This window comes from Nonomuraea rubra (assembly GCF_014207985.1).
GTDB classification, from domain to species: Bacteria; Actinomycetota; Actinomycetes; order Streptosporangiales; family Streptosporangiaceae; genus Nonomuraea; species Nonomuraea rubra.
On sequence record NZ_JACHMI010000001.1, the window covers coordinates 4124102 to 4147037 of the forward strand.

A 22936-nucleotide genomic window follows, 5' to 3' on the forward strand; every position below is an offset into this window, starting at 1 on the left:
GGGATGGGCCGATGGCTGCCGAGGACCGGCTCGACCTGCCGATGGTGGGGGAGCGGCAGAGCCTGCGCGAGCAGGTCGCGCACGCGCTGCGTGCCGCGCTGATCACCGGCGAGATGCGGCCGGGGGTGGTCTACTCCGCGCCGGTGCTGGCCGCCCAGTTCGGCGTCTCGGCCACGCCCGTGCGCGAGGCGATGCTCGACCTGGCCAAGGAGGGCCTGGTCGAGGCCGTGCGCAACAAGGGCTTCCGGGTGACGGAGCTGTCCGACCGCGACCTCGACGAGCTGACCGAGATCCGCCAGCTCATCGAGGTGCCCACGGTCGCCAGGCTGGCCGACAGCTCGCGGGCCGAGGAGTTCGAGCGGCTGCGGCCCATCGCCGAGGAGATCGTCTCGGCCAGCGAGCGGGGCGACCTGCTCGCGTACGTGGACGCCGACCTGCGCTTCCACGTCGAGCTGCTGTCACTGTGCGGCAACGTGCACCTGGTCTCGGTGGTGCGCGACCTGCGCAACAGGGCCCGGCTCTACGGCCTGTCCCAGCTCTCCGAGCGCGGCACGCTGGGCGACTCCGCCAGGGAGCACCTGCAACTGCTGGACGCGCTCAAGAGCGGCGACGGTGCCGCCGTCGGCCACCTCATGGCCGAGCACATCGGCCACGTACGCGGCATCTGGGCCGAGCACTAAGAGAGCACCGAGCGTTAAGTTCTGACATTCGGGGATCGCGCACTCCCCGTTGGCGGTAATCTCAATGCGGGCCGGCCGGGCGACGCCTCGCGCGAGCGCCGCCGGTTCCGCCGTTCCCGGTCCCCATCAGGCCGGCCTATCGCGGCACATGCCATGGTCAAGCGGACACCCGCACTCCGCTGACCTCCATGGGCTCGGCACACCCCGCCCACCGAGCCGAGCCCCCCGCCGCGCGCCCGAGACCCCATCCCACGGGCGCGCGGCGGCCCTCATCTCCGCCTGCGGGTCGAGCCCAGGCTGGCGGCCACGATGCAGATGATCGCCGCCCAGTGCTGCGCGTGCAGGATCTCGCCGAGCAGCAGCACCCCGATCAGCGCCGCGACGGCGGGCTCCAGGCTCATCAGGATGCCGAACACGTGCTTGGGCATGCGCCGCAGCGCCTGCAGCTCCAGCGAGTACGGGATCACCGACGACAGCAGCCCCACGCCCAGCCCGATCAGCAGCAGCTCCGGCTGCAGCAGGTCGGCCCCGCCGGTCGTGACCCCGATCGGCAGGATCACCACCGCCGAGACGATCATCGCGAACGACAGCCCGCTCGCCCCGGGGAAGCGCCGCCCGGCCGCCGCCGACAGCAGGATGTACGCCGCCCAGCACGCCCCGGCCACCATGGCGAACCCGATGCCCACCCAGCTCACCGACGCCGACGCGCCCCACGGGGCCAGCAGCACCACGCCCATCCCGGCCAGCCCGACCCACAGCAGGTCGATCCGCCGCCGGGAGGCGGCCACCGCCACGCCCAGGGGGCCGAGGAACTCGATCGCCACCGCGATCCCCATCGGCAGCCGCGCCAGGGCCTCGTAGAAGGTCAGGTTCATCACGGCGAGCGTCACGCCGAAGCCGACCCCCACCGCCCAGTCGCGCCAGGACAGCCCCTTCAGCTTGGGCCGCGCGACCGCCCCCATGATGAGCGCCCCGGCCGCGATGCGCAGGAACACCACCGCGCTCGGCGGCAGCGCCGCGAACAGCTCCTTGGCGAACCCGGCCCCGATCTGCACCGAGAAGATGGCCAGCAGCACGAGCCCCGAGGGCGGGATGGAGTCGGCCGCGGTGCGGAGCAGGTTCCCCGGCCGGGGCAGGCCGGGACCCCGGCCGATGGGGTCGTCGAGGGCGAAGGCGGTCACGGGACTCCTCGTCAGGAACAGGAAGAGCAACCGTCAGAGCCTACTCAACGCGACTGACATCCCCTCCCTTAAGGTGGTACCACTGCCGACTGGATCATATTTCCGGACATAACCACCATGGTCGTATGAAAGCCCCCGCGCTCCCCGTGAGTCCCACCCGCCCTCCGCTGGCCCTGTCCGTGTCCGGGTTCGTCAGCAGCTTCGACCGCTTCGCGGTGAGCCCCATGCTCGTGCTCATCGCCGCCGACCTGGACGTCTCCCTGTCGGCCGCGGTCGCCGCCGCCAGCGGCTACTACCTGGCGTACGGGCTCACCCAGCCCCTGTGGGGCCTGCTGTCCGACCGTTTCGGCCGCGTACGCGTGATGCGCTGGGCCCTGTACGGCGCCGCGCTGGCCGGGGCGGTCTCGGCGCTGATGCCCGTGTTGTGGGCGCTCGTCGTGGCCAGGGTCGTCACGGGCGCCTGCTTCGGCGCGGTGATCCCCACGGGGCTGACGTACGTGGGCGACACCGTCCAGCCCTCGGTACGCCAGCGCGCGCTCACCGACCTGATGGCCGCCGCGGCCCTCGGCACGGCGCTGGCCACGGGCCTGAGCGGCGTCGTCGCCGGGCTGGTCGACTGGCGGGTGGCCTTCACCGTGCCCGCCGCCTGCGCCCTGGCCTGCGCGCTGTCGCTGCGGACGCTGCCCGAGCCGCCCCGGCACGAGCACGCGGGGAGCGGGGTGCTGAGCCACCTGGGCAAGGTGCTCGGGCAGCGGTGGGCGCTGCTGGTGTTCGCGCTCGCGTTCACCGAGGGGGCGATCATGCTGGGGGTCATGCCGTTCCTGGCCCCGGCGCTGCAGCACACGGGGCTGGCCGCCGCCGTGGCGGGGCTGTCGATCACCGCGTACGGGCTGGGGCTGTGGGGCTTCGCCAAGCTCGTCAAGCGGCTGTCGGGCACGTGGCCCGCGCCGCTGCTGATGGTCGTGGGCGGCGCGCAGCTCTGCGCCGGGTTCGCGATCGTGACCGTGCACGTCAGCGTGCCCGCCGTGGCCGTCACGGCGCTGCTGCTGGGCGGGGGCTGGTCGTTCCTGCACTCCTCGCTGCAGACCTGGGCCACCTCGGTCGTGCCCGAGGCCAGGGGGACCACGATCGCCTTCTTCGCCTGCGCGCTGTTCGTGGGCAGCGCGGCCGCGTCGTGGGCGGCCGGGCCGCTGGCGCAGGACGGCCGGTACGGGCTCCTGTTCGGCCTGGCGGCCGGCGCGGCCATCCCCCTGACGGCGGTGGCCGCCCTCGCCCGCCGCCGCTACGGCGCCCTGCGAGCCGAACCGCCCCGCCCGGAGTGACGACGCGCGCCAAGCCTCCGCCGCGCCTCACTGCCGGCGGGCAGAGCGTCCGGCGCGCCTCACTCCCAGCGGAAGGTGCGCGAGACCAGCGCCAGCGACACCACGGCCCAGGCCGCGAGCACGGCCACCGGGACCAGCGGCAGTGCCGCGCCCTGGGTGAGCACCGCGCGCAGGCCGGTGGTCAGCGCGGAGATGGGCAGCGCCTCCAGCACGGGCCGTACCCCCTCGGGGAACTTGCTCAGCGGGAACATCACCCCGCCCACCCCGAGCAGCACCAGGTAGACCAGGTTGGCCGCCGCCAGCGTGGCCTCGGCGCGCAGCGTGCCGGCCATGAGCAGGCCCAGCCCGCTGAAGGCCGCGGTGCCCAGCACGACGAGCAGCGCCGCGCTCAGGAACGAGCCCTGCGGCCGCCACCCCAGCCCGAGCCCCACGGCCACGACGATCACGGCCTGGATGACCTCGACCCCGGCGACCGCGGCGGTCTTGGCCAGCATGAGCCCGCTCCTGGACAGCGGGGTCGCGCCCAGCCGCTTGAGCACGCCGTACCGGCGCTCGAAGCCCGTGGCGATGGCCTGCCCGGTGAAGGCGGTGGACATCACGGCCAGCGCGAGCACGCCCGGCGCCAGGAAGTCGACCCGCCGCCCGCCGCCGACGTCGATCAGCGGCGCCAGCGAGAACCCGGTCAGCAGCAGCACCGGGATGATCAGGGTGAGCAGGAGCTGCTCGCCGTTGCGCAGCATCGCGCGGATCTCGGCGCCCGCCTGCGCCAGCACCATGCGCGGGAACGGCGCCGCGCCGGGAGCGGGGCTGAAGTCGAGCGTCGTCATCGAAGTCCCCAGTAGATCGGGCCGTGGGTCGGGTCGGGCGCGGTCATCGCAGCTCCCTGCCGGTCAGCTCCAGGAAGACGTCCTCGAGGGTGCGGCGCTCGATGCGCAGGTCGTCGGCCGTGACGCCCTCGGCCGCGCACCAGGCCGTCACCGTGGCCAGCAGCTCGGGCCCCACCAGGCCCTCGATGATGTAGTGCCCGGCCGGCGACTCCTTGGCCGCGCTGCCCGCCGGGAGCGCGTTGAGCAGCTCCTCCAGCGCCAGCCCCGGCCGCGCCCTGAACCTGAGCTGCCGCTCGGCCCCGGTCAGCGAGGCGGGGCTGCCCTCGGCCACCACGCGCCCCCTGTCGATGATGACGACGTGGTCGGCCAGCCGCTCGGCCTCGTCCATGTGGTGGGTGGTCAGCATCACCGACACCCCGGCCGCGCGCAGCTCGCCCACCAGCTCCCAGCAGGCGTGCCTGGCCTGCGGGTCGAGGCCGGCCGTCGGCTCGTCGAGGAAGACCAGCTCGGGCCGCCCGACGACGGCCGCCGCCAGCGACAGCCGCTGCTGCTGCCCGCCCGACAGCCTGCGGTACGGCGTGCGTACGTGATCGGTCAGCCCCAGCCGCTCCAGCAGCGCGCCCGGGTCGAGCGGACGGGCGTAGAAGCGCGAGACCAGCCGCAGCCACTCGGCGCAGCGCATCGCCGGCGGCACGCCGCCCGCCTGCAGCATGACCCCCACCCGCGCGCGCAGCTCGGGCAGCGCGGGCGCCAGGCCCAGGACCTTGACCGTGCCGCCGTCGGCCTTGCGGAACCCCTCGCAGATCTCCACCGTGGACGTCTTGCCCGCGCCGTTGGGGCCGAGGACCGCGGTGACGGCGCCGCGCTCGGCGCGGAAGGTGAGGCCGTCGACGGCGGTCCTGCCGCCGTAACGTTTGACCAGGTCGACGATCTCGACGGCTGGGGAATCCATGGCCACGAGTGTAGGGACTCCGGCAGGCGGTCCGGGCCGCAGGTGAGCATGAGCGTTTTCGCCCAGTTCGTCACTGTAGCCAAGGAAGTTTCAGCAAATATCTGATGACTGGGAATTAGGAGGACCGAAACATGGTTTGATCTCTCGGCCCTCGTGGGGCCACAGGCCTACGAGGGAGAGGGGTTCGCGCATGTCCGTGGCAGAGATCGCCACGTCCGCCGTCGTCCAGCAGAGTGCGCAGAGTCAGAAGAGCCGCCGCGGACTGCTGCTGCTGATCCTCGGCGCGTTGTCCGCGATCGGCCCCCTGTCCATCGACATGTACCTGCCCGCCCTGCCCTCCATCACCGCCGAGATGCTCAGCGGCGAGGCGCAGGTCCAGCTCACGCTCACCGCCTGTCTCATCGGCGTGTCGCTCGGCCAGGTGATCGCCGGCCCGCTCAGCGACGTACGCGGCCGGCGGGTGCCGCTGATGGTGGGCGTGGCCGGGTTCATGGTGGCCTCGCTGCTGTGCGCGTTCGCGCCCTCGGTGCCGATGCTCATCGCCTTCCGCCTGCTGCAGGGCATGCTGGGCGGCGCGGCGCTGGTCATCGTGCGGGCCGTCGTCCGCGACCTGTACGACGGCGCCGCCATCGCGCGCATCTTCGCCACGCTGATGCTCGTCAGCGGGCTGGCCCCGATCCTGGCGCCCATCGCGGGCGCGCAGCTGCTGTCCTTCACCTCGTGGCGGGGCGTGTTCGTGGCGCTCAGCGTCGCGGGCGTCGTGCTGCTGCTGGCCGTGGTGGCGGGCGTCCGCGAGACGCTGCCCGCGGAACAGCGCGAGAGCGGCGGGCTCAGGCACACCGCGAGCACGTTCTGGCACCTCCTGCGCGACCGCTCGTTCATGGGCTTCGCGCTGACCGGCGGCCTGTCGTTCGCGGCCATGTTCGGCTACATCTCGGGCTCGCCGTTCGTGCTCCAGGACGTGTACGGCGCCACGCCCCAGCAGTACTCCCTCATCTTCGCCGTGAACGCCCTGGCCCTGATCGCCACCTCCCAGCTCGGCGGCCGGCTGTCGGGACGGGTGCGGCCCGTCCTGCTCGTCCGCATCGGGCTCGCCGTGGCCCTGCTCGGCGCGGCCCTGCTGATGACCGCCGCGCTGGCGGATCTGGGCCTGTGGGGCATCGTGAGCGGGCTGGTCGTCATCATGGCGGGGCAGGGCCTCGTGCTGCCCGGCACCGGCGCGCTGGCGCTGGGATCCCAGCCCGCGCAGGTGGCGGGCAGCGCCTCGGCGCTGACCGGGGTGCTGCAGTTCGCGCTCGGCGCGGCCTCCGCCCCGCTGGTCGGACTTGCCGGAACCGGCTCCGCGGTGCCCATGGCGTGTGTCATGCTCGGGCTCTTCATCTGCTCGGCCCTGACGTTCACGATTCTGGGGCGAGCAAAAGTTAGGTAAGGCTACCCTGCGTGACAAATTCCATTCCCGTGCCTGCTCAGATCCGTTTGTGATGCGGGAAGGAATTACGGCACACTGATGTTGTGAAAAACATGCCCTTGATGGAGCCCGGTGGTGAGCGCGGCACCCGCGCCCGCGTGGCCAGGCTGATTCTTGAGCATGGTCCCATCGCGGCCGCGGCACTCGGCGAGCGGCTCGGGCTCACGCCCGCCGCCGTGCGGCGTCACCTCGACGCGCTGCTGGCCGATGGGATGATAGAGCCTCGCACCGTCCGCCCGCTCGGGCAGCGCGGGCGCGGACGGCCGGCCAAGCTGTTCGCGATCACCGACGCGGGGCGCAGTGCTTTCGAGCACGCCTACGACGACCTGGCCGGCAGCGCGCTGCGCTTCCTGGCCGAGCGTCTGGGGCGAGAAGCCGTGTCCGACTTCGCTCGCGAGCAGGTGTCGAGCCTGCTCAAGCGGCTGGAGCCGGTCATGGCGACGGTGCCCGCGGACCAGCGCGTACAGGTGCTGGCGCAGGCGCTGTCGGCAGAGGGGTACGCCGCCTCGGCCAGCAAGGCCAAGTCGGGCGGCGACCAGCTCTGCCAGCACCACTGCCCGGTGGCGCACGCGGCCGCGGAGTTCCCGCAGCTGTGTGAGGCCGAGACGGAGGCGTTCGCGCAGCTGCTCGGCACCCCGGTGCAGCGCCTGGCCACGATCGCCCACGGCGACGGGGTGTGCACGACGCACGTGTCCCCGCAGTCATTGGCCGATTCCGCACATAGAGACAAGAGCAAGGAGACCGGAAGGTGACTGTCACCGACCGCCCGGAGCTGGAAGGCCTCGGGAATTACAAGTTCGGCTGGGCCGACCCGGATGCCGCGGGCGCGGCGGCCAAGCGAGGCCTGTCCGAGGAGGTCGTCCGCAACATCTCCGCGCTCAAGAACGAGCCGGAGTGGATGCTCGACCTTCGCCTGAAGGGCCTCCGCCTGTTCGACAAGAAGCCGCTGCCCACCTGGGGTTCCGACCTCACCGGCATCGACTTCGACAACATCAAGTACTTCGTGCGCTCCACCGAGAAGCAGGCCGCTTCCTGGGACGAGCTGCCCGCCGACATCAAGAACACCTACGACAAGCTCGGCATCCCCGAGGCGGAGAAGCAGCGCCTCATCGCCGGCGTCGCGGCCCAGTACGAGTCCGAGGTCGTCTATCACAAGATCCGTGAGGACCTCGAGGAGAAGGGTGTCATCTTCGTCGACACCGACACGGGCCTGAAGGAGCACGAGGAGCTCTTCAAGGAGTACTTCGGCTCGGTGATCCCGGTGGGCGACAACAAGTTCGCCGCGCTCAACACCGCCGTGTGGTCCGGTGGCTCGTTCATCTACGTGCCGCCGAACGTCGAGGTCGAGATCCCGCTGCAGGCCTACTTCCGGATCAACACCGAGAACATGGGCCAGTTCGAGCGGACCCTGATCATCGTCGACGAGAACAGCTACGTGCACTACGTCGAGGGCTGTACCGCGCCGATCTACTCCTCCGACTCGCTGCACAGCGCGGTCGTCGAGATCATCGTGAAGAAGAACGCCCGCTGCCGTTACACGACCATCCAGAACTGGTCGAACAACGTCTACAACCTGGTCACCAAGCGCGCCGTCGCCTACGAGGGCGCGACCATGGAGTGGATCGACGGCAACATCGGCTCCAAGGTCACGATGAAGTACCCGGCCGTCTACCTGATGGGTGAGCACGCCAAGGGCGAGACGCTGAGCGTCGCGTTCGCCGGCGAGGGCCAGCACCAGGACGCCGGCTCCAAGATGGTGCACCTGGCGCCCAACACCAGCTCCAGCGTCATCTCCAAGTCGGTGGCGCGCGGCGGCGGCCGCACCTCCTACCGCGGTCTCGTGCAGATCGAGGAGGGCGCCCACGGCAGCGCCAGCACCGTCAAGTGCGACGCCCTGCTGGTCGACCAGATCAGCCGCTCCGACACCTACCCCTACGTCGACGTCCGCGAGGACGACGTCTCGATGGGCCACGAGGCCACGGTCTCCAAGGTCAGCGAGGACCAGCTGTTCTACCTCATGAGCCGCGGGCTCGACGAGGACGAGGCGATGGCGATGATCGTGCGCGGCTTCGTGGAGCCGATCGCGCGTGAGCTGCCCATGGAGTACGCGCTCGAGCTGAACCGGCTGATCGAGCTGCAGATGGAAGGAGCCGTCGGCTGATGGGCCTGAACGAGAAGCCCCTGTCGACCCTGCACGAGAAGGCGTCCTACGACCTGGGCGACTTCGAGGTCCCGACCGGGCGCGAGGAGGCGTGGCGCTTCACGCCGCTGTCCCGCCTGAAGGGCCTGCACAACGGCAAGGCCGACCCGGTCGGCCACGTCCGCGTGGACGTGGACGCCGCCCCCGAGGTCACCGTCGAGACGGTCGGCCGCGACGACGCCCGCGTGGGCAAGTCGTTCATGCCGACCGACCGGGTCAGCGCCCAGGCGTGGAACAGCTTCGAGAAGGCCACCGTGATCACGGTGCCGCGCGAGGCCGTCACCTCCAAGCCGACCGTGCTGACGCTGACGGGCGAGGGCGACGGCGCCACCTACGGCCACATCGTGGTCAAGGTGGAGCCGATGGCCGAGGCCGTGCTGGTGCTCGACCACAAGGGCAGCGCCGTCTACGCCGACAACATCGAGTTCGTCGTCGGCGACGGGGCGAGCCTGCGGGTCGTCAGCCTGCAGGACTGGGAGGACGACGCGGTCCACGTCTCCCACCACCACGCGCAGCTCGCCAAGGACGCCACCTTCCGCAGCTTCGTGGTGACGCTCGGCGGCGACCTCGTACGCCTGTCGCCCAGCGTCACCTACACCGCGCCGGGCGGCGACGCCGACATGTCGGGCGTCTACTTCGTGGACGCCGGGCAGCACCTGGAGCACCGCCTGCTGGTCGACCACTCGCAGCCCAACTGCAAGAGCAACGTCGACTACCGCGGCGCCCTGCAGGGCGAGGCCGCGCACGCCGTCTGGATCGGCGACGTGATCATCAGGGTCGAGGCCGAGGGCACCGACACCTACGAGCTCAACCGCAACCTCATCCTCACCGACGGCGCCCGCGCCGACTCGGTGCCCAACCTGGAGATCCTCACCGGTGAGGTCGCCGGCGCGGGGCACGCCTCCGCCTCCGGCCGCCTCGACGACGAGCACATCTTCTACCTCCAGGCCCGCGGCATCCCCTACGACGAGGCTCGCCGCCTGGTCGTGCGGGGCTTCCTCGGCCAGCTGGTCGAGAAGATCCAGATCGAGGAGATCCGCGACCGCGTCATGAACGCGCTGGAAGCGGAACTGGGCCGATGAGCTTCGAGAAGGTGTGCAAGCTCGCGGACATCCCCGACGGGGGTGTCATCGGCGTCGAGGTCGGTTCCGACGAGACGCCGGTGGCGCTGGTCCGCAAGGGCGAGGAGGTCTTCGCCCTGCACGACGTCTGCTCCCACGCCGAGGTCAAGCTCAGCGAGGGCGAGGTGTACGACGGCACCCTGGAGTGCTGGTTGCACGGCTCGTGCTTCGACATCAACACCGGCAAGCCCACCGGGCCGCCCGCCACCCAACCCGTGAACGTCTACACAGTGAAGATCGACGGCGATGACGTCCTCGTCTCGCTCTCGAAGGAGTCCTAAGCACATGTCCACCCTTGAGATCCGTGACCTCCAGGTCGCCGTCGAGGACAAGGAAATCCTGCGCGGCGTCAACCTGACCGTGAAGGCCGGGCAGACCCACGCCATCATGGGCCCGAACGGCTCGGGCAAGTCCACGCTCGCGTACGCGATCGCCGGTCACCCGAAGTACACGATCACCGGCGGCCAGGTGCTGCTCGACGGCGTGGACCTGCTGGAGATGTCCGTCGACGAGCGCGCCCGCGCCGGCCTGTTCCTGGCCATGCAGTACCCCGTCGAGGTGCCCGGCGTCTCGGTGTCCAACTTCCTGCGCTCGGCCGTCACCGCCGTCCGCGGCGAGGCGCCGAAGCTGCGCGAGTTCGCCAAGGACCTCAAGTCCGGCATGGACGCCCTGTCCATCGACCCGGCCTTCGCCCAGCGCAACCTGAACGAGGGCTTCTCCGGCGGCGAGAAGAAGCGCCACGAGATCCTCCAGATGGAGCTGCTCAAGCCGAAGATCGCGGTGCTCGACGAGACCGACTCCGGCCTCGACGTCGACGCGCTGCGCGTGGTGTCGGAGGGCATCAACCGCTTCCGCGCCACCGGCGAGACCGGCGTGCTGCTGATCACGCACTACACCCGCATCCTGCGTTACGTGAAGCCGGACTTCGTGCACGTGTTCGCGGCCGGCCGGATCGTCGAGGAGGGCGGCCCCGAACTGGCCGAGAAGCTCGAAGCCGAGGGCTACGAGCAGTACACGAAGGCATCTGCATGACTTTGTCCAGCTTCGATGTGGAGAAGATCAGGAAGGACTTCCCGGTCTTCTCCCGCGAGCTGCCCGACGGGCGACCGCTCGTCTATCTCGACTCGGGCAACTCCTCACAGAAGCCCAACCAGGTCATCGAGACCATGCGGGAGCACCTGGCGCTGCACTACAGCAACGTCGGGCGCGCCATGCACGTGCTCGGCGCCGAGTCGACCGACGCCTTCGAGAACGCCCGCGACAAGGTCGCGGGCTTCGTCGGGGCGCCGTCCCGCGACGAGGTGATCTTCACCAAGAACGCCTCCGAGGCGCTCAACCTGCTGGCCTACAGCTTCGGCAACCCGGCCAACACCGATCCCCGCTTCACCCTCGGCCCCGGTGACGAGATCGTCATCTCCGAGATGGAGCACCACTCCAACATCGTGCCGTGGCAGCTGCTCGCGCAGCGCACCGGCGCGAGCCTGAAGTGGTTCGGCGTCACCGACGAGGGCCGGCTCGACTACGACCCCGCCGTCATCACCGAGCGGACGAAGATCGTCTCGATCGCCCACCAGTCGAACGTGCTCGGCACGGTCAACCCGGTGGCCACGGTCGCCGCGCGGGCGCACGAGGTCGGGGCGCTGATCGCGCTCGACGCCTCCCAGTCCGTGCCGCACCACCCGGTGGACGTGACCGCGCTGGGCGCCGACTTCGTGGCCTTCACCGGCCACAAGATGGTCGGCCCCTCCGGCATCGGCGTGCTGTGGGGGCGGGCCGAGCTGCTGGAGTCGATGCCGCCGTTCCTCGGCGGTGGCGAGATGATCGAGGCGGTCTGGATGGACCGCTCGACGTACGCGCCGATCCCGCACAAGTTCGAGGCGGGCACGCCGCCGATCGTCGAGGCCATCGGGCTCGGCGCGGCGGTCGACTACCTCACCGAGATCGGGCTCGACGCCATCGAGGCGCACGAGCGGGAGCTGACGGCGTACGCGCTGGAGGCCCTGCGCGAGGTGCCGACGCTGCGCGTGATCGGCCCGGAGACGCTGGAGCAGCGCGGGGGCACGGTGTCCTTCACCCTGGAGGGCATCCACCCGCACGACGTCGGGCAGATCCTGGACGACCAGTTCGGCGTGGCCGTCCGCGTCGGGCACCACTGCGCGCGCCCGCTGCACCTGCGGTTCGGAATACCCGCGACCACGCGGGCGTCGTTCTACCTGTACACCACCACGGGCGAGATCGATGCCCTGGTGCGCGGCCTGCATCACGTTCAGAAGGTGTTCGCATAGCCATGATCGGCGAGTCGATGTACCAGGAGCTGATCCTGGAGCACTACAAGCACCCGCAGGGGCGGGGGCTGCGCGAGCCGTACGACGCCGAGGTTCACCACGTGAACCCGACGTGCGGCGACGAGATCACGCTCAGGGTCAAGGTGGGCGACGCCGGCAAGATCCTGGACGTGTCCTACGAGGGGCAGGGCTGCTCGATCAGCCAGGCCGCCGCCTCGGTGCTGCACGAGCTGGCCACCGGCTCCACGGTGGACGAGACGCTCTCGGTCGTCGACGAGTTCACCCGGCTGATGCAGGGCAGGGGACAGGTGGAGGCCGACGAGGACGTCCTCGGCGACGCGGTCGCGTTCGCGGGCGTGGCCAAGTTCCCGGCACGCGTTAAATGTGCGTTGCTTTCGTGGATGGCCTATAAAGACGCTGTTGTGAGGAGTGCTGGCCAATGAGCAAGCCGACGGAGACGCCTACCGGCTACGACGGTGACACGACCGTCGACGAGGTCATGGAGGCGCTCAAGGATGTCGTGGACCCGGAGCTCGGCATCAACGTCGTGGACCTGGGCCTGGTCTACGGGCTCAACCTCGACCCCGCCGACGGCGGGCAGCCCGTGTGCACCATCGACATGACGCTGACCAGCGCGGCCTGCCCGCTGACCGACGTGATCGAGGACCAGGCGCACTCGGCGCTGGACGGCATGGTCTCCGACGTGAAGATCAACTGGGTCTGGCTGCCGCCATGGGGCCCCGACAAGATCACCGACGAGGGGCGCGAGCAGCTCCGTATGCTAGGCTTTAACGTCTGATCTTTCTGCTGTCACCCCTGGCGGTAAACGTCAGGGGTTTAGCATGCTTGCGGGTTTCGGAAAGTCCGGACCCATCGCCGAGGAATATCCGATAACATCCCCGGCGTTGAGTTACAGGAACACCTGACGTCTCATCACGCGTCTCGCATCGCCTGCGGCCGGTGCCCCGGGTGTGTCCCCCCTCATCTTCACCCCGCCCTCATAGCGGCGGGTGCCCTTGAAACCTCGTGCGGCCTCCGGGGTCGTACGCCCTGGCTCGTCCTTTCGCAGAAGTGACGCGCCACTTCGACGGAAAGGCACGACTTTCGTGACCATGCTTGACGCTGTCATGCCCACGCTCGGCGACACCTCCGCGGCTGCGGAAACCCCCGCCGGCGAGCCGGGCCCGTCCGAGTTCGAGCTGCTCGGCCTGCCCAAGCCGCTCGTCAACGGGCTGGCCAAGCTGGGCTTCGACAGCCCGTTCCCCATTCAGAGCGCGACGATCCCCGACGTGCTCGCCGGCAACGACGTGCTCGGCCGCGGCCAGACCGGCTCCGGCAAGACGCTCGCGTTCGGCCTGCCCACCATGGCCCGCATCGCCGGCGTGAGGCCCGCCCCCGGGCATCCCCGCGCGATGATCCTCGTCCCCACCCGTGAGCTCGCCCTCCAGGTGCACGACGCCCTCGAGCCCCTCGGCCGCGGCCTCGGCCTGCGCATGAAGGTCGTCGTCGGCGGCATGTCCATGGGCAAGCAGATCGAGGCGCTGCGGCGCGGCGTGGACGTCGTCATCGCCACCCCGGGCCGCCTCGGCGACCTGATCAGGCAGGGTGAGTGCTCGCTCGGCGACGTCGAGGTGAGCGTGCTCGACGAGGCCGACCACATGTGCGACCTCGGCTTCTTCCCCGTCGTCACCGACCTGCTCGCGCAGACGCCGGCCGACGGGCAGCGGCTGCTGTTCTCCGCCACGCTCGACGGCGACGTCGACAAGCTGGTGCAGCGCTTCCTCAAGGACCCGATCACGCACTCCGTGGCCCCGGCAACCTCGCCGGTCGACACCATGGAGCACCACGTGATGCAGGTGACGCGCGACGACAAGTTCGACGTCACGGCCGAGATCGCCAACCGCGAGGGCCGTACCATCATCTTCGTCCGCACCCAGCACGGCGTGGACCGGCTGTGCAAGCAGCTGGCCAGGGTCGGCGTCAAGGCGGGCGGCCTGCACGGCGGCAAGCGCCAGAACCAGCGCACCCGCATCCTGTCGGAGTTCCGCGAGGGCTCCATCAACGTGCTGGTCTGCACGGACGTCGCGGCCCGCGGCATCCACGTCGACAACATCAGCCTGGTGCTGCACGTCGACCCGCCGCAGGACCACAAGAGCTACCTGCACAGGGGCGGCCGCACGGCCCGCGCCGGCGAGAAGGGCACGGTCGTCACGCTGGTGCTGCCGAACGAGCGCCGCTCGACCGACGCGCTCACCCGCCGCGCCGGGATCCACCCGTTCCGCCTGAAGGCCACGCCCGGCCACCCCAGGGTCGCCGAGGTGACCGGGGCCCGCGTGCCGAGCGGCGAGGCCATCCCCGTGTGGGAGCCGGACGTCCGCAAGCCGCTGCGTCCGCGCCGTGACGGCGGCGGCACGTCCGAGCGCCGCGGGCGCCGGGGCCGCCGCGACTTCGACGGCGAGCGCCGCCCGCGCCGCCACGACGACGGCGACCGCTCGTTCGACGACCGTCGCCCGCGCAGGCATGAGGACGGGGACCGCCCGTTCGCCGCTGGTGACGACCGTCGCCCGCGCCGGCACGAGGACGGCGACCGTCCGTTCAGCCCTGCCGGTGAGGACCGCCGGCCGCGCCGGCACGAGGACGGGGACCGCCCGTTCGCCGCCGGTGACGACCGTCGCCCGCGCAGGCACGGCGAGGGCGAGCGGCCGTTCGGGCGCACGCAGGAGCCGCGCACGTTCGGCGACGACCGCCGCCGTGACGGCAGGGGGCGCGGAGGCTATCGCTCCGACGACCGTCCCTTCCGCCAGGACGACCGTGGCGGCGACCGTGGTCCCCGCTACAACTCCGACCGTGGCCGCCCGTTCTCGGGCGACCGTGACCGCGGCTTCCGCGCCGACGACCGCCCGGCGCGCGACGGGTTCCGCTCCGGCGACCGTCCCGCCCGCGACGGGTTCCGCGCCGGTGACCGCCCGGCCGGTGACCGCCCGGCCCGTGACGGCTACCGCACCGGTGGCGGCCGCTCGGACGAGCGCGGCAACGGCGGCTTCCGCCGCAACTCCGGCCGCCGCTTCGAGCGCTGACCGGCCGTTCCACCGCTGCCCTGCCCGCCGCACCCGTGATGGTGCGGCGGGCAGCGCCGTTTTCGGGCGCGGCAGATCGGGATCGGCCGCAGGAGACCGGGAACGGCGGCTGGAGATCGGGAACGGCGCTGAGGATCGGGAACGGCCGCTGGGGATCGGGAAACGAACGCGTACCGTGTGGAGCACCTGTTCTGTGAGGAGCCCCCCATGTTCGTCGACCTGCCCCTGCCGCAACTGCGCGAGTACCGTCCCGAGCGGGCCGAGCCCGCCGACTTCGACGGCTTCTGGCGGCGGACGCTCGCCGAGGCCCGCGCCCACGACCTCGCCCCCGAGTTCACCCCCTTCCCGACCGGCCTGACCGTGGCCGAGGTGTTCGACGTGACGTTCGCCGGGTTCGGCGGGCACCCCATCAAGGGCTGGCTGCTGCTGCCGCGCCACGCCACGGCGCCGGTGCCGTGCGTGGTCGAGTACCAGGGGTACGGCGGCGGGCGCGGGCTGCCGGTCGACTGGCTGCTGTGGCCCAGCTTCGGGTACGCCGTGCTCGCCATGGACAGCCGCGGCCAGGGCGCCGGCGGGTGGCGGCGCGGGGACACCGCGGACCCGTACCCCGGCACGGGCCCGCAGACGCCGGGCGTCATGACCAGCGGCATCCACGACCCCGCCGCCTACTACTACCGGCGGCTCTACACCGACGCCGTGCGCGCGGTCGAGGCCGCCAGGGCGCATCCGGGGATCGGGCCGGTCGCCGTCGGCGGCGCCAGCCAGGGCGGGGCGATCGCGCTGGCCGTGTCGGCGCTGGTGCCCGATCTGGCCTGCGCGCTGCTGGACGTGCCGTTCATGTGCCACATCAGGCACGCCACGCAGATCACGCCCGAGTACCCGTACGCGGAGCTCGCGGCCTACTGCCGGGCGTTCAAGGACCAGGTGGAGCGGGTCTTCGAGACGCTGGCCTACTTCGACGGGGTGAACTTCGCCGCCAGGGCCCGCACGCCCGCGCTGTTCTCCGTCGGGCTGCAGGACGGGGTCACGCCGCCGTCCACGGTGTTCGCCGCCTACAACCACTACGCGGGCGAGAAGGACATCAGGGTGTACCCGTACAACGGGCACGAGGGCGGCGAGTCGGCGCATGTCATGGAGCGGGTGGCCAGAGCGAAGAAGGCGCTGGGGTGAACAGCCGATGGCGCCGTCTCGCGTGGCGGACGCCGGGCGGCGCCACCCCATGACGCAGACTAGGCTTAACAGGCACGTCATCCGACCGACGAGAGAGACCATGAAGACCTTCGAAGAGCTGTTCGCCGAGCTGTCAGAGAAAGCCGCCACCCGGCCCGCGGGCTCGGGCACCGTGGCCGCGCTCGACGCCGGCGTCCATGCCATCGGCAAGAAGGTCGTCGAGGAGGCCGCCGAGAGCTGGATGGCCGCCGAGTACGAGTCAGACGACAGGGCCGCTGAGGAGATCTCCCAGCTCCTCTACCACGTGCAGGTGCTGATGATCGCCAAAGGCATCGGGCTCGACCAGGTCTACAAGCATCTCTAGGGCGCCACGGTGCGCCCGCCACCAGAGATAGCGGAAGGCAGACACACGTAAGGACCTGAGACATGCTGCGTCTGGCAGTACCCAACAAGGGCTCGCTCAGCGAGGCCGCCCAAGCCATGCTGAAGGAGGCCGGCTACCGGTCCCGCAGGGACAGCAAGGAGCTCGTCGTCGTCGACGACGCCAACGGCTGGGAGCTGTTCTTCCTGCGGCCCCGCGACATCGCGGTCTACGTCGGCGAGGGCACCCTCGACGTGGGCATCACCGGCAGGGACATGCTGATCGACTCCGGCGCGCCGGTCGAGGAGATCATGTCGCTCGGCTTCGGCGCCTCCACCTTCAGGCTGGCCGCCGCGGCCGGCACGATGTCGTCGGTGCACGACCTCGACGGCAGGCGCATCGCCACCTCCTACGCCGGCCTGCTCGACAAGTACCTCTCCGACCAGGGCGTCGACGCCCGCGTGATCAAGCTCGACGGGGCCGTCGAGACGGCCATCAGGCTCGGCGTGGCCGACGCCGTGGCCGACGTCGTCGAGACCGGCACCACGCTGCGCAACGTCGGCCTGGAGGTGTTCGGCGACCCGATCATGAAGTCGGAGGCCGTGCTGATCAGGCGGCAGAGCGCGCCCGACACGCCGGGCGTCGGCCAGCTCGTCCGCCGCTTCCAGGGCGTCGTGCAGGCCCGCGACTACGTCATGATGGACTACGACATCCGCGCCGAGCGCATCGAGGAGGCCATCGCCCTGACGCCCGGCATGGAGGGCCCCACGGTCTCGCCGCTGCACCGCGAGGGCTGGGTCGCCGTGCGTGCCATGGTCCGGCGCAAGGGCCACCAGCAGGTGATGGATCAGCTCTGGGACATCGGCGCAAGGGCCATCCTGGTCACCGACATCTACGCCTGCCGCCTGTGAGATCTGCCCGCTAGGTCACGAGACCGGCGGGCATATCCGAACCGTGCGTAACGAAGCGGTCGCCTGGCGTGGTTGTGCCAGGCACATGTGGTTCTTACTCGAACAGGGCAACCGGCGCTGGGCGGCGGGCAAGTCCGCCCACCCGCACCAGGACCCGCGACGCCGGAGGCAGGTCGCCTCCGGGCAGGAGCCCCGGGCGGTCGTGCTCTCGTGCATCGACTCCCGGGTGCCGCCCGAAGTGGTCTTCGACGTCGGCCTCGGCGACCTGCTGGTCGTCCGCACCGCCGCCCACACCCTCGACTCCCTCGTCACCGCCGCCGTCCAGTACGGCCCGCAGGATCTGCGGGCCAGCCTCGTCGTCGTCCTCGGGCACCAGCGCTGCGGCGCGGTCACGGCGGCCGCCCGCGCGTTACGCAGGCGGGTCGTCCTGCCCGGAGAGCTGCCCGCCATCGTCGCCGCGCTCGAGCCCGCCTACGCCACCGCCAACGGCCGGGTCGAGCCCATGGTCCACGCCCACATCCGCCGGACCGTCTCGCGCCTGAGAGCCGACCCCCTCCTGCACGGCAGCGCCACCGTCATCGGCGCCTACTACAGTCTGGACACCGGGCTGGTGAGCCGCGTGAGCTGACAAATGTCACCGCCAGAAGCGGAGGGAACGCACTGCTGCGGGGCACGGGCCCCGCCCTAGCGTTCAGGACATGAACGGTATCCGGTTCGACCACGTCAGCAAGCACTACGGGGACGTGCTCGCCGTGGACGACCTCTCCCTCACCATCGAGCCCGGCACGACCGTGGCCCTGCTCGGCCCCAACGGGGCGGGCAAGTCGACCTCCATCAACCTGCTGCTCGGCCTCCTGCGGCCCAGCCGGGGCACGATCGCCGTCAACGGGCGTGCCCCGGCCAGGGCTGTCGCGGCCGGCGAGGTGGGCGCCATGCTGCAGGACGGCGCGCTCATCCCGGAACTGACCGTCAAGGAGACCGTGGACCTGGTCCGCGGCCTCTACCCGCGCCCGCTCGCCCTGGACGAGGTCCTCTCCCTGGCCGACCTGACCGGCCTCGCCGGGCGGCGGGCGAACAAGCTGTCCGGCGGGCAGACGCAGCGGGTCAGGTTCGCCCTGGCGATCGCGGGCGCGCCGCGGGGCCGTGCTGCGGGCGGCCGGGGTGCACGCCGAGGTCCGGCTGGCGGGCACGCCGCTGCCCGAGCCGCTCGACGGCCTGTTCGCGTGGGGCGTGCGCGAGGGCACCACCAACGTCGTACGCCACGCGCGGGCCCGGCGGTGCGAGATCAGGATGACGTACGAGGGCGGCATCGCCATCCTTGAGATCATGGACGACGGTGACGGCGGCGGGCGGCCGTACGAGCAGGGCAGCGGGCTGCGCGGGCTGAGCGAGCGGGTGACGGGCGCGGGCGGCACGGTCACGGCGGGCCCGAGGCCCGGCGGCGGCCACCGGCTGAGCGTGCGGGTGCCCGCGTGATCCGGGTGATCCTGGCCGAGGACCAGGGCATGGTACGTGGCGCGCTGGCCTCCCTGCTGGGCCTCGAACCGGACATCGAGGTCGTCGGCGAGGCCGCGAACGGCGACGAGGCGCTGACCGTGGCGGCCGAGACCCGGCCGGACGTGGCGCTGCTCGACATCGAGATGCCCGGCACGGACGGCCTCACCGCCTGCGCGCGGATCACCGAGCGGGTGCCCGGATGCCGGGTGATGATCCTGACGACGTTCGGGCGGCCCGGTTACCTGCGTACGGCGATGGAGGCGGGCGCGGTGGCGTTCCTGGTCAAGGACAGCCCGGCCAGGGAGCTGGCGGCGGCCATCCGGCGGGTGCAGGCGGGGGAGCGGGTCATCGACCCGGCGCTGGCCGCGGCGGCGCTGAGCGCGGGGCCCAACCCGCTGTCCGGTCGCGAGCGGGACGTGCTCGCCGCGGCGGCGGACGGCTCGACGATCGGGGACATCGCGGCGGCGCTGCACCTGTCGGAGGGCACCGTGCGCAACTACCTGTCGTCCGCCATCCAGAAGACGCACGCGCGCAACCGCATCGAGGCCGTGCGGCGGGCAAAGGCCCAGGGCTGGTTGTAGGCCAGTAGGCGCCTTGTAGGTCAGTAGGTGCCTTGTAGGTCAGTAGCGCAGCTCCGCCAGCACCCCGTAGTGGTCGGAGCCGGGCTCGGGGCCGTCGCCCACCACCTCGCAGCGCACCGGATGCCCCGCGCCGCCCGCCCTCGGCCAGGCGCTGAGCACGTAGTCGAAGCGCCGGTCGGGATACAGGGCGGGCCGCGCCCACGGGTTGGCGTTGCTCCAGGTGCAGCCGGGGCCGCCGTCGCCCGCGACCTCCCACGCGTCGTAGAACACCAGCCCCGGCACGGGGGTGGCGGCGCGGCCGGTCAGCATCCGCATCTCGTCGCTGTCGGGCGGCGCGTTGAAGTCGCCGCACACCAGCGTGGGATGCCGGCGGGAGGTCACCTCCCGCACGAACGCGGCCAGCGCCCGCACCTGCTCCTGCCGGGCCTGCGAGTCGCCCAGCCGGTAGGCCCCGATCATCACGCTGAACACCTGTAACGGCCCGCGCGGCCCGTCCAGCTCGCAGAACAGCGCGCGGCCCGGCAGCACGCCGCCCTTCTCCTGCGGCGGGGGCCCGCCCGGCAGCAGCCGGTCCTCCTGCCGGACGATCGGCCAGCGGGACAGCACCGTCACCGGAGCCCGCGCCGGAAGCGTCGCCGCGTGCTCGTAGCCCAGCCGCTGGCCGGCCCACTCCTGTAACGCCACCACGTCGGGCGACAGGTCGCGCACCACCTTCTCGATCCGCGCCGCCCGCTCGGCGTACGGGCCCTCCTCGCCCCACACGTTCCAGGTCAGCACGCGCACGCCGGTGCCGATCAGCGGCCCGTACGGCTCCGCCCCGTTCATCCCAGCCCCTCCACCGCCTTGACCGCCTGATCCACCTGCTCGGGGCCCGTCACGATACTCGTGCCGAAGCGCAGCAGCGAGGGGTTGTACGGTGTCACGCTCGCGATCACCTTGCGCTCCCGCAGCCGCTCCACCGCCTCGAACGGCTCCATGCCGGCCACCGAGCAGCACACCAGCCCCGCCGACAGGTCGGGAGCCGTGGGGGTGGCGAGCCTGACGTGCGGGATCCCGGCCAGGCCCGCCTTCAGCCGGGTGGCCAGCTCCTGCGTGCGCGCCCGCACCCGGTCCTTGCCGATCGCCGTCATGAACGCGAACGCCTGTGGCATCGCCCACCGGTGCTCGAACGCCTTGTACCCGCCCGGGGTGACCAGCTCGGCCGTGGAGGCGCCGGGGGAGCCGCCGTTCTGCCAGGCGTCGAAGGCGGCCTGGCTGAAGCTGGGCACGATCGGGGCCACCGCTTCCCAGGCGCGGCCCCACACGATGCCGGTGCCGCGCGGCCCGAACAGCCACTTGTGCGTGCCGCTGGCCAGGAAGTCGCAGCCCAGGTCCGCCACGCCGTCGGCCATCGCGCCGAACCCGTGCACCCCGTCCACGCACAGCAGCGCCCTGTCGTGCGCGGCGCGGCCCTTGTTCGCCTCGGCCAGCATGCCGGCGATCTCGCGGACCGGCACGCGCACGCCGGTGCTGGAGTGCACCCAGGTGACGGCGACCACGCGGGTGCGCGGGCCGAGGCCGTCCTTGATCGCCGAGACCATGCGGTCGGCCGTGGCGCGGGCCGGGTCGTCGTACAGTCTGACCCTGCGCACCTTGGCGCCCGTGCGTCCCGCCAGCAGCCGCAGGCCCTCGTGGGTGGCCAGGAAGTCGTGCTCGGTGGTCAGCACGTCCTGGCCGGGGCGCAGGACCAGGCCGGAGTAGAGCAGCGCCAGGCCCATCGTGGTGCTGTCGGTCAGCGCGATCGTGCCCGGCTCGGTGCCCAGGTAGCGGGCGGCGGCCTCGCGTACGGTCTGGTCGGGGGAGCCGCCGCCGGGCGGCGTGTACTCGGGGTCGGCGTCCAGCGCGTCGCGGTGCGTCCTGATCGCCTCCCGCACCTGCGCCGGTGCGGGGGCCAGGACGAACGCGGCGAACTGCGCGTACGCCGGGTCGAGCGTGAACTGGGAACGCACCGAGGCCCAGTCGGCCGGGTCGAAGCTCCTGGGCGGCGGGGACTCGGCGGTGCACGCCGACGCCGCGGCCGGCACGCCGGCGAGCAGCCCGGCGCCGAGCAGGGCGCGTCTGTTCAGCATGCTCCGCTTCCTACCCGCCCGGGCGCGTCCGCCATGCCTCGCGTCCCGCGGACGTCAGCCTCTGATCGCGGCGACCTGCCTGATCAGGTCGGAGACGCGGACGATGCCCAGGCAGCGGTTCAGCTCGTCGGTGACCACGAGGTCGTCGTAGACGCGGGCCGAGTCCCGGCCGGCGGCCTGCATGGCGGCGATGGCCGGGGTGGTGCGCGGCACCGTACGCGGCGGGTCGGCCAGCCGCTGCGCCGGCTTCGAGCCGTGCAGCGCGTGCCCGTAGCGGGCCGCGAACGACAGCAGGAACCGGCTGCGGTCCAGGCTGCCCTTGGGGCGCTGGAACTCGTCCACCAGGATCACGCTGGTGATCGTCGGCTCGTGACCGAACGCCGCCACGGCCTCCTCCGCCTTCGCCTCCGCCGGCAGCGTCACGGCCGGGAGCAGCAGCTCCTGGACGCGCGGGCCGAGCATGACCGAGGCGGGGGACTCGTCGGCGATCGGCAGCGGCACCCGTACCTTGCCGTCCGGGCCGGGCGCCAGCAGCGGCCCGTGCGCCAGGCGCACGCCCAGGCCGCGGACCGTGGCCACCTGCGCCTCGCGCTCCACGCCCGGCGCCATGACGTGCGCGCCGATGCCGCGCGCCAGCGTCACCACCGCCCGTGCCACCGCGATCGCCCGGTGGTCGCCGGGGATGCGCGTCACCACGTCCGGGGCGAGGGCCAGCAGGTACGGGGAGGAGTCGGCGACCAGGTCCAGGGCCGCGCCCGCGGTGCCCACGTCGGCGAACCCGAGCAGGTAACCGATCGTGCGCAGGCCGTCGAGGCCCACCTTGAGCAGCGGCCTGTCCTGCTCGTGGCACGGTCCAGAGAGCAGCAGGATCGCCTCGCGCGGATGCCTGCCCGCCCTTCTCAGCGCCTCGTGCAGGGGCGCCAGGGCGCCGGCGCCCGACAGCACCACGTGAACAGGCAGTTCGAGCACCATGGGCAGCGGCGCGGCGCGGAGGCCGCCGTTCGCGTCCACGATGGCGGGGTGCGCGATGACGGCCCCGGTGTCGAGATCCACCAGGGGACTCGTGAGCAGGGAGGACACGTACAGATGGTGCTCCTGCCACAGCCGCACCAGAAGCCCCGCGAAACAAAATTTACCGACATTTCCGCTTTGGTTCCCGCGTGGGAGGGGGCGGCGGGGATGCCGGGCGGGGGTC

At 71.8% G+C, this 22936-nt stretch carries 25 protein-coding genes; 19 read left to right on the forward strand and 6 right to left on the reverse strand.

Going from position 1 to position 22936, the window contains the following annotated elements; genetic code table 11:
• Window positions 1-11 precede the first annotated feature (11 nt).
• Window positions 12-680, forward strand: a complete 669-nt coding sequence (locus HD593_RS18845) for a GntR family transcriptional regulator (RefSeq protein WP_185103386.1) — start codon at window positions 12-14, stop codon at window positions 678-680.
• Between the two features lie 269 nt (window positions 681-949).
• Here the strand turns inward: HD593_RS18845 and HD593_RS18850 are convergent, their stop codons facing one another.
• The gene (locus HD593_RS18850) at window positions 950-1861 is read right to left on the reverse strand and encodes an EamA family transporter (protein WP_185103387.1); all 912 of its coding nucleotides are present in this window, start codon (window positions 1859-1861) and stop codon (window positions 950-952) included.
• Window positions 1862-1986: 125 nt separating this feature from the next.
• Here HD593_RS18850 and HD593_RS18855 point away from each other — a divergent pair, with 125 nt between their 5' ends.
• The gene (locus tag HD593_RS18855; RefSeq protein WP_185103388.1) at window positions 1987-3183 is read left to right on the forward strand and encodes an MFS transporter; all 1197 of its coding nucleotides are present in this window, start codon (window positions 1987-1989) and stop codon (window positions 3181-3183) included.
• A 59-nt stretch (window positions 3184-3242) separates the two neighbouring features.
• Here the strand turns inward: HD593_RS18855 and HD593_RS18860 are convergent, their stop codons facing one another.
• Both HD593_RS18860 and HD593_RS18865 read right to left on the reverse strand, forming a co-directional pair.
• Window positions 3243-4010, reverse strand: coding sequence for an ABC transporter permease (locus tag HD593_RS18860; RefSeq protein ID WP_185103389.1), 768 nt, complete (start codon window positions 4008-4010; stop codon window positions 3243-3245).
• Between the two features lie 43 nt (window positions 4011-4053).
• Window positions 4054-4962 (reverse strand): ABC transporter ATP-binding protein, encoded by a 909-nt coding sequence (locus HD593_RS18865; protein ID WP_185103390.1) that lies wholly within the window; start codon window positions 4960-4962, stop codon window positions 4054-4056.
• Between the two features lie 190 nt (window positions 4963-5152).
• Here HD593_RS18865 and HD593_RS18870 point away from each other — a divergent pair, with 190 nt between their 5' ends.
• From HD593_RS18870 to HD593_RS18950, 17 genes are all read left to right on the forward strand, one after another.
• On the forward strand, window positions 5153-6391 hold the full coding sequence (locus HD593_RS18870) for a Bcr/CflA family multidrug efflux MFS transporter (RefSeq protein WP_185103391.1): 1239 nt from the start codon (window positions 5153-5155) through the stop codon (window positions 6389-6391).
• A gap of 92 nt (window positions 6392-6483) precedes the next feature.
• Window positions 6484-7182, forward strand: coding sequence for a helix-turn-helix transcriptional regulator (locus HD593_RS18875; RefSeq protein WP_185103392.1), 699 nt, complete (start codon window positions 6484-6486; stop codon window positions 7180-7182).
• Window positions 7179-8591, forward strand: coding sequence for a Fe-S cluster assembly protein SufB (sufB, locus tag HD593_RS18880; RefSeq protein ID WP_080037103.1), 1413 nt, complete (start codon window positions 7179-7181; stop codon window positions 8589-8591). Before HD593_RS18875 ends, sufB begins: the two co-directional genes overlap by 4 nt.
• Window positions 8591-9712, forward strand: a complete 1122-nt coding sequence (gene sufD / locus HD593_RS18885; protein WP_185103393.1) for a Fe-S cluster assembly protein SufD — start codon at window positions 8591-8593, stop codon at window positions 9710-9712. Before sufB ends, sufD begins: the two co-directional genes overlap by 1 nt.
• A complete protein-coding gene (locus HD593_RS18890) occupies window positions 9709-10032 on the forward strand; it encodes a Rieske (2Fe-2S) protein (protein ID WP_185103394.1) in 324 nt (107 codons plus the stop codon). Before sufD ends, HD593_RS18890 begins: the two co-directional genes overlap by 4 nt.
• A 4-nt stretch (window positions 10033-10036) precedes the next feature.
• The gene (gene sufC, locus HD593_RS18895; protein ID WP_185103395.1) at window positions 10037-10783 is read left to right on the forward strand and encodes a Fe-S cluster assembly ATPase SufC; all 747 of its coding nucleotides are present in this window, start codon (window positions 10037-10039) and stop codon (window positions 10781-10783) included.
• The gene (locus HD593_RS18900; protein WP_185103396.1) at window positions 10780-12036 is read left to right on the forward strand and encodes a cysteine desulfurase; all 1257 of its coding nucleotides are present in this window, start codon (window positions 10780-10782) and stop codon (window positions 12034-12036) included. Before sufC ends, HD593_RS18900 begins: the two co-directional genes overlap by 4 nt.
• 2 nt (window positions 12037-12038) lie before the next feature.
• Complete coding sequence (sufU, locus tag HD593_RS18905; RefSeq protein ID WP_185103397.1) at window positions 12039-12479, forward strand: Fe-S cluster assembly sulfur transfer protein SufU; 441 nt, start codon at window positions 12039-12041, stop codon at window positions 12477-12479.
• The gene (locus HD593_RS18910) at window positions 12476-12835 is read left to right on the forward strand and encodes a metal-sulfur cluster assembly factor (RefSeq protein ID WP_185103398.1); all 360 of its coding nucleotides are present in this window, start codon (window positions 12476-12478) and stop codon (window positions 12833-12835) included. Before sufU ends, HD593_RS18910 begins: the two co-directional genes overlap by 4 nt.
• A gap of 313 nt (window positions 12836-13148) precedes the next feature.
• The gene (locus tag HD593_RS18915) at window positions 13149-15113 is read left to right on the forward strand and encodes a DEAD/DEAH box helicase (RefSeq protein WP_221524824.1); all 1965 of its coding nucleotides are present in this window, start codon (window positions 13149-13151) and stop codon (window positions 15111-15113) included.
• Window positions 15114-15320: 207 nt separating this feature from the next.
• Entirely contained in the window at window positions 15321-16283 is a 963-nt protein-coding gene (locus tag HD593_RS18920) for an acetylxylan esterase (RefSeq protein ID WP_185103399.1), read from the forward strand.
• Window positions 16284-16383: 100 nt separating this feature from the next.
• Window positions 16384-16647: a phosphoribosyl-ATP diphosphatase gene (locus HD593_RS18925; protein ID WP_185103400.1), complete on the forward strand. Its 264-nt coding sequence runs from the start codon at window positions 16384-16386 to the stop codon at window positions 16645-16647.
• A gap of 62 nt (window positions 16648-16709) precedes the next feature.
• Window positions 16710-17555, forward strand: a complete 846-nt coding sequence (gene hisG / locus HD593_RS18930; protein WP_185103401.1) for an ATP phosphoribosyltransferase — start codon at window positions 16710-16712, stop codon at window positions 17553-17555.
• An 85-nt stretch (window positions 17556-17640) separates the two neighbouring features.
• Entirely contained in the window at window positions 17641-18183 is a 543-nt protein-coding gene (locus HD593_RS18935; protein WP_185103402.1) for a carbonic anhydrase, read from the forward strand.
• A gap of 70 nt (window positions 18184-18253) precedes the next feature.
• Window positions 18254-18877: an ATP-binding cassette domain-containing protein gene (locus HD593_RS18940; protein WP_246546634.1), complete on the forward strand. Its 624-nt coding sequence runs from the start codon at window positions 18254-18256 to the stop codon at window positions 18875-18877.
• Between the two features lie 4 nt (window positions 18878-18881).
• Window positions 18882-19031 (forward strand): hypothetical protein, encoded by a 150-nt coding sequence (locus tag HD593_RS18945; protein ID WP_185103403.1) that lies wholly within the window; start codon window positions 18882-18884, stop codon window positions 19029-19031.
• Entirely contained in the window at window positions 19028-19633 is a 606-nt protein-coding gene (locus HD593_RS18950; protein WP_185103404.1) for a response regulator transcription factor, read from the forward strand. Before HD593_RS18945 ends, HD593_RS18950 begins: the two co-directional genes overlap by 4 nt.
• A gap of 39 nt (window positions 19634-19672) precedes the next feature.
• On the opposite strand, the gene HD593_RS18955 is transcribed toward HD593_RS18950, so the two are convergent.
• The 3 genes from HD593_RS18955 to HD593_RS18965 are packed head-to-tail and all read right to left on the reverse strand — an operon-like array spanning window position 19673 to window position 22821.
• Window positions 19673-20458 carry an endonuclease/exonuclease/phosphatase family protein gene (locus HD593_RS18955; protein WP_185103405.1) on the reverse strand — a complete coding sequence of 262 codons (786 nt, stop codon included), beginning with the start codon at window positions 20456-20458 and terminating at the stop codon, window positions 19673-19675.
• On the reverse strand, window positions 20455-21741 hold the full coding sequence (locus HD593_RS18960) for an aminotransferase class V-fold PLP-dependent enzyme (protein ID WP_185103406.1): 1287 nt from the start codon (window positions 21739-21741) through the stop codon (window positions 20455-20457). The genes HD593_RS18955 and HD593_RS18960 overlap by 4 nt, the downstream gene beginning before the upstream one ends.
• Before the next feature lie 54 nt (window positions 21742-21795).
• Window positions 21796-22821, reverse strand: a complete 1026-nt coding sequence (locus HD593_RS18965; protein WP_312903547.1) for an EAL domain-containing protein — start codon at window positions 22819-22821, stop codon at window positions 21796-21798.
• Window positions 22822-22936: the final 115 nt, after the last annotated feature.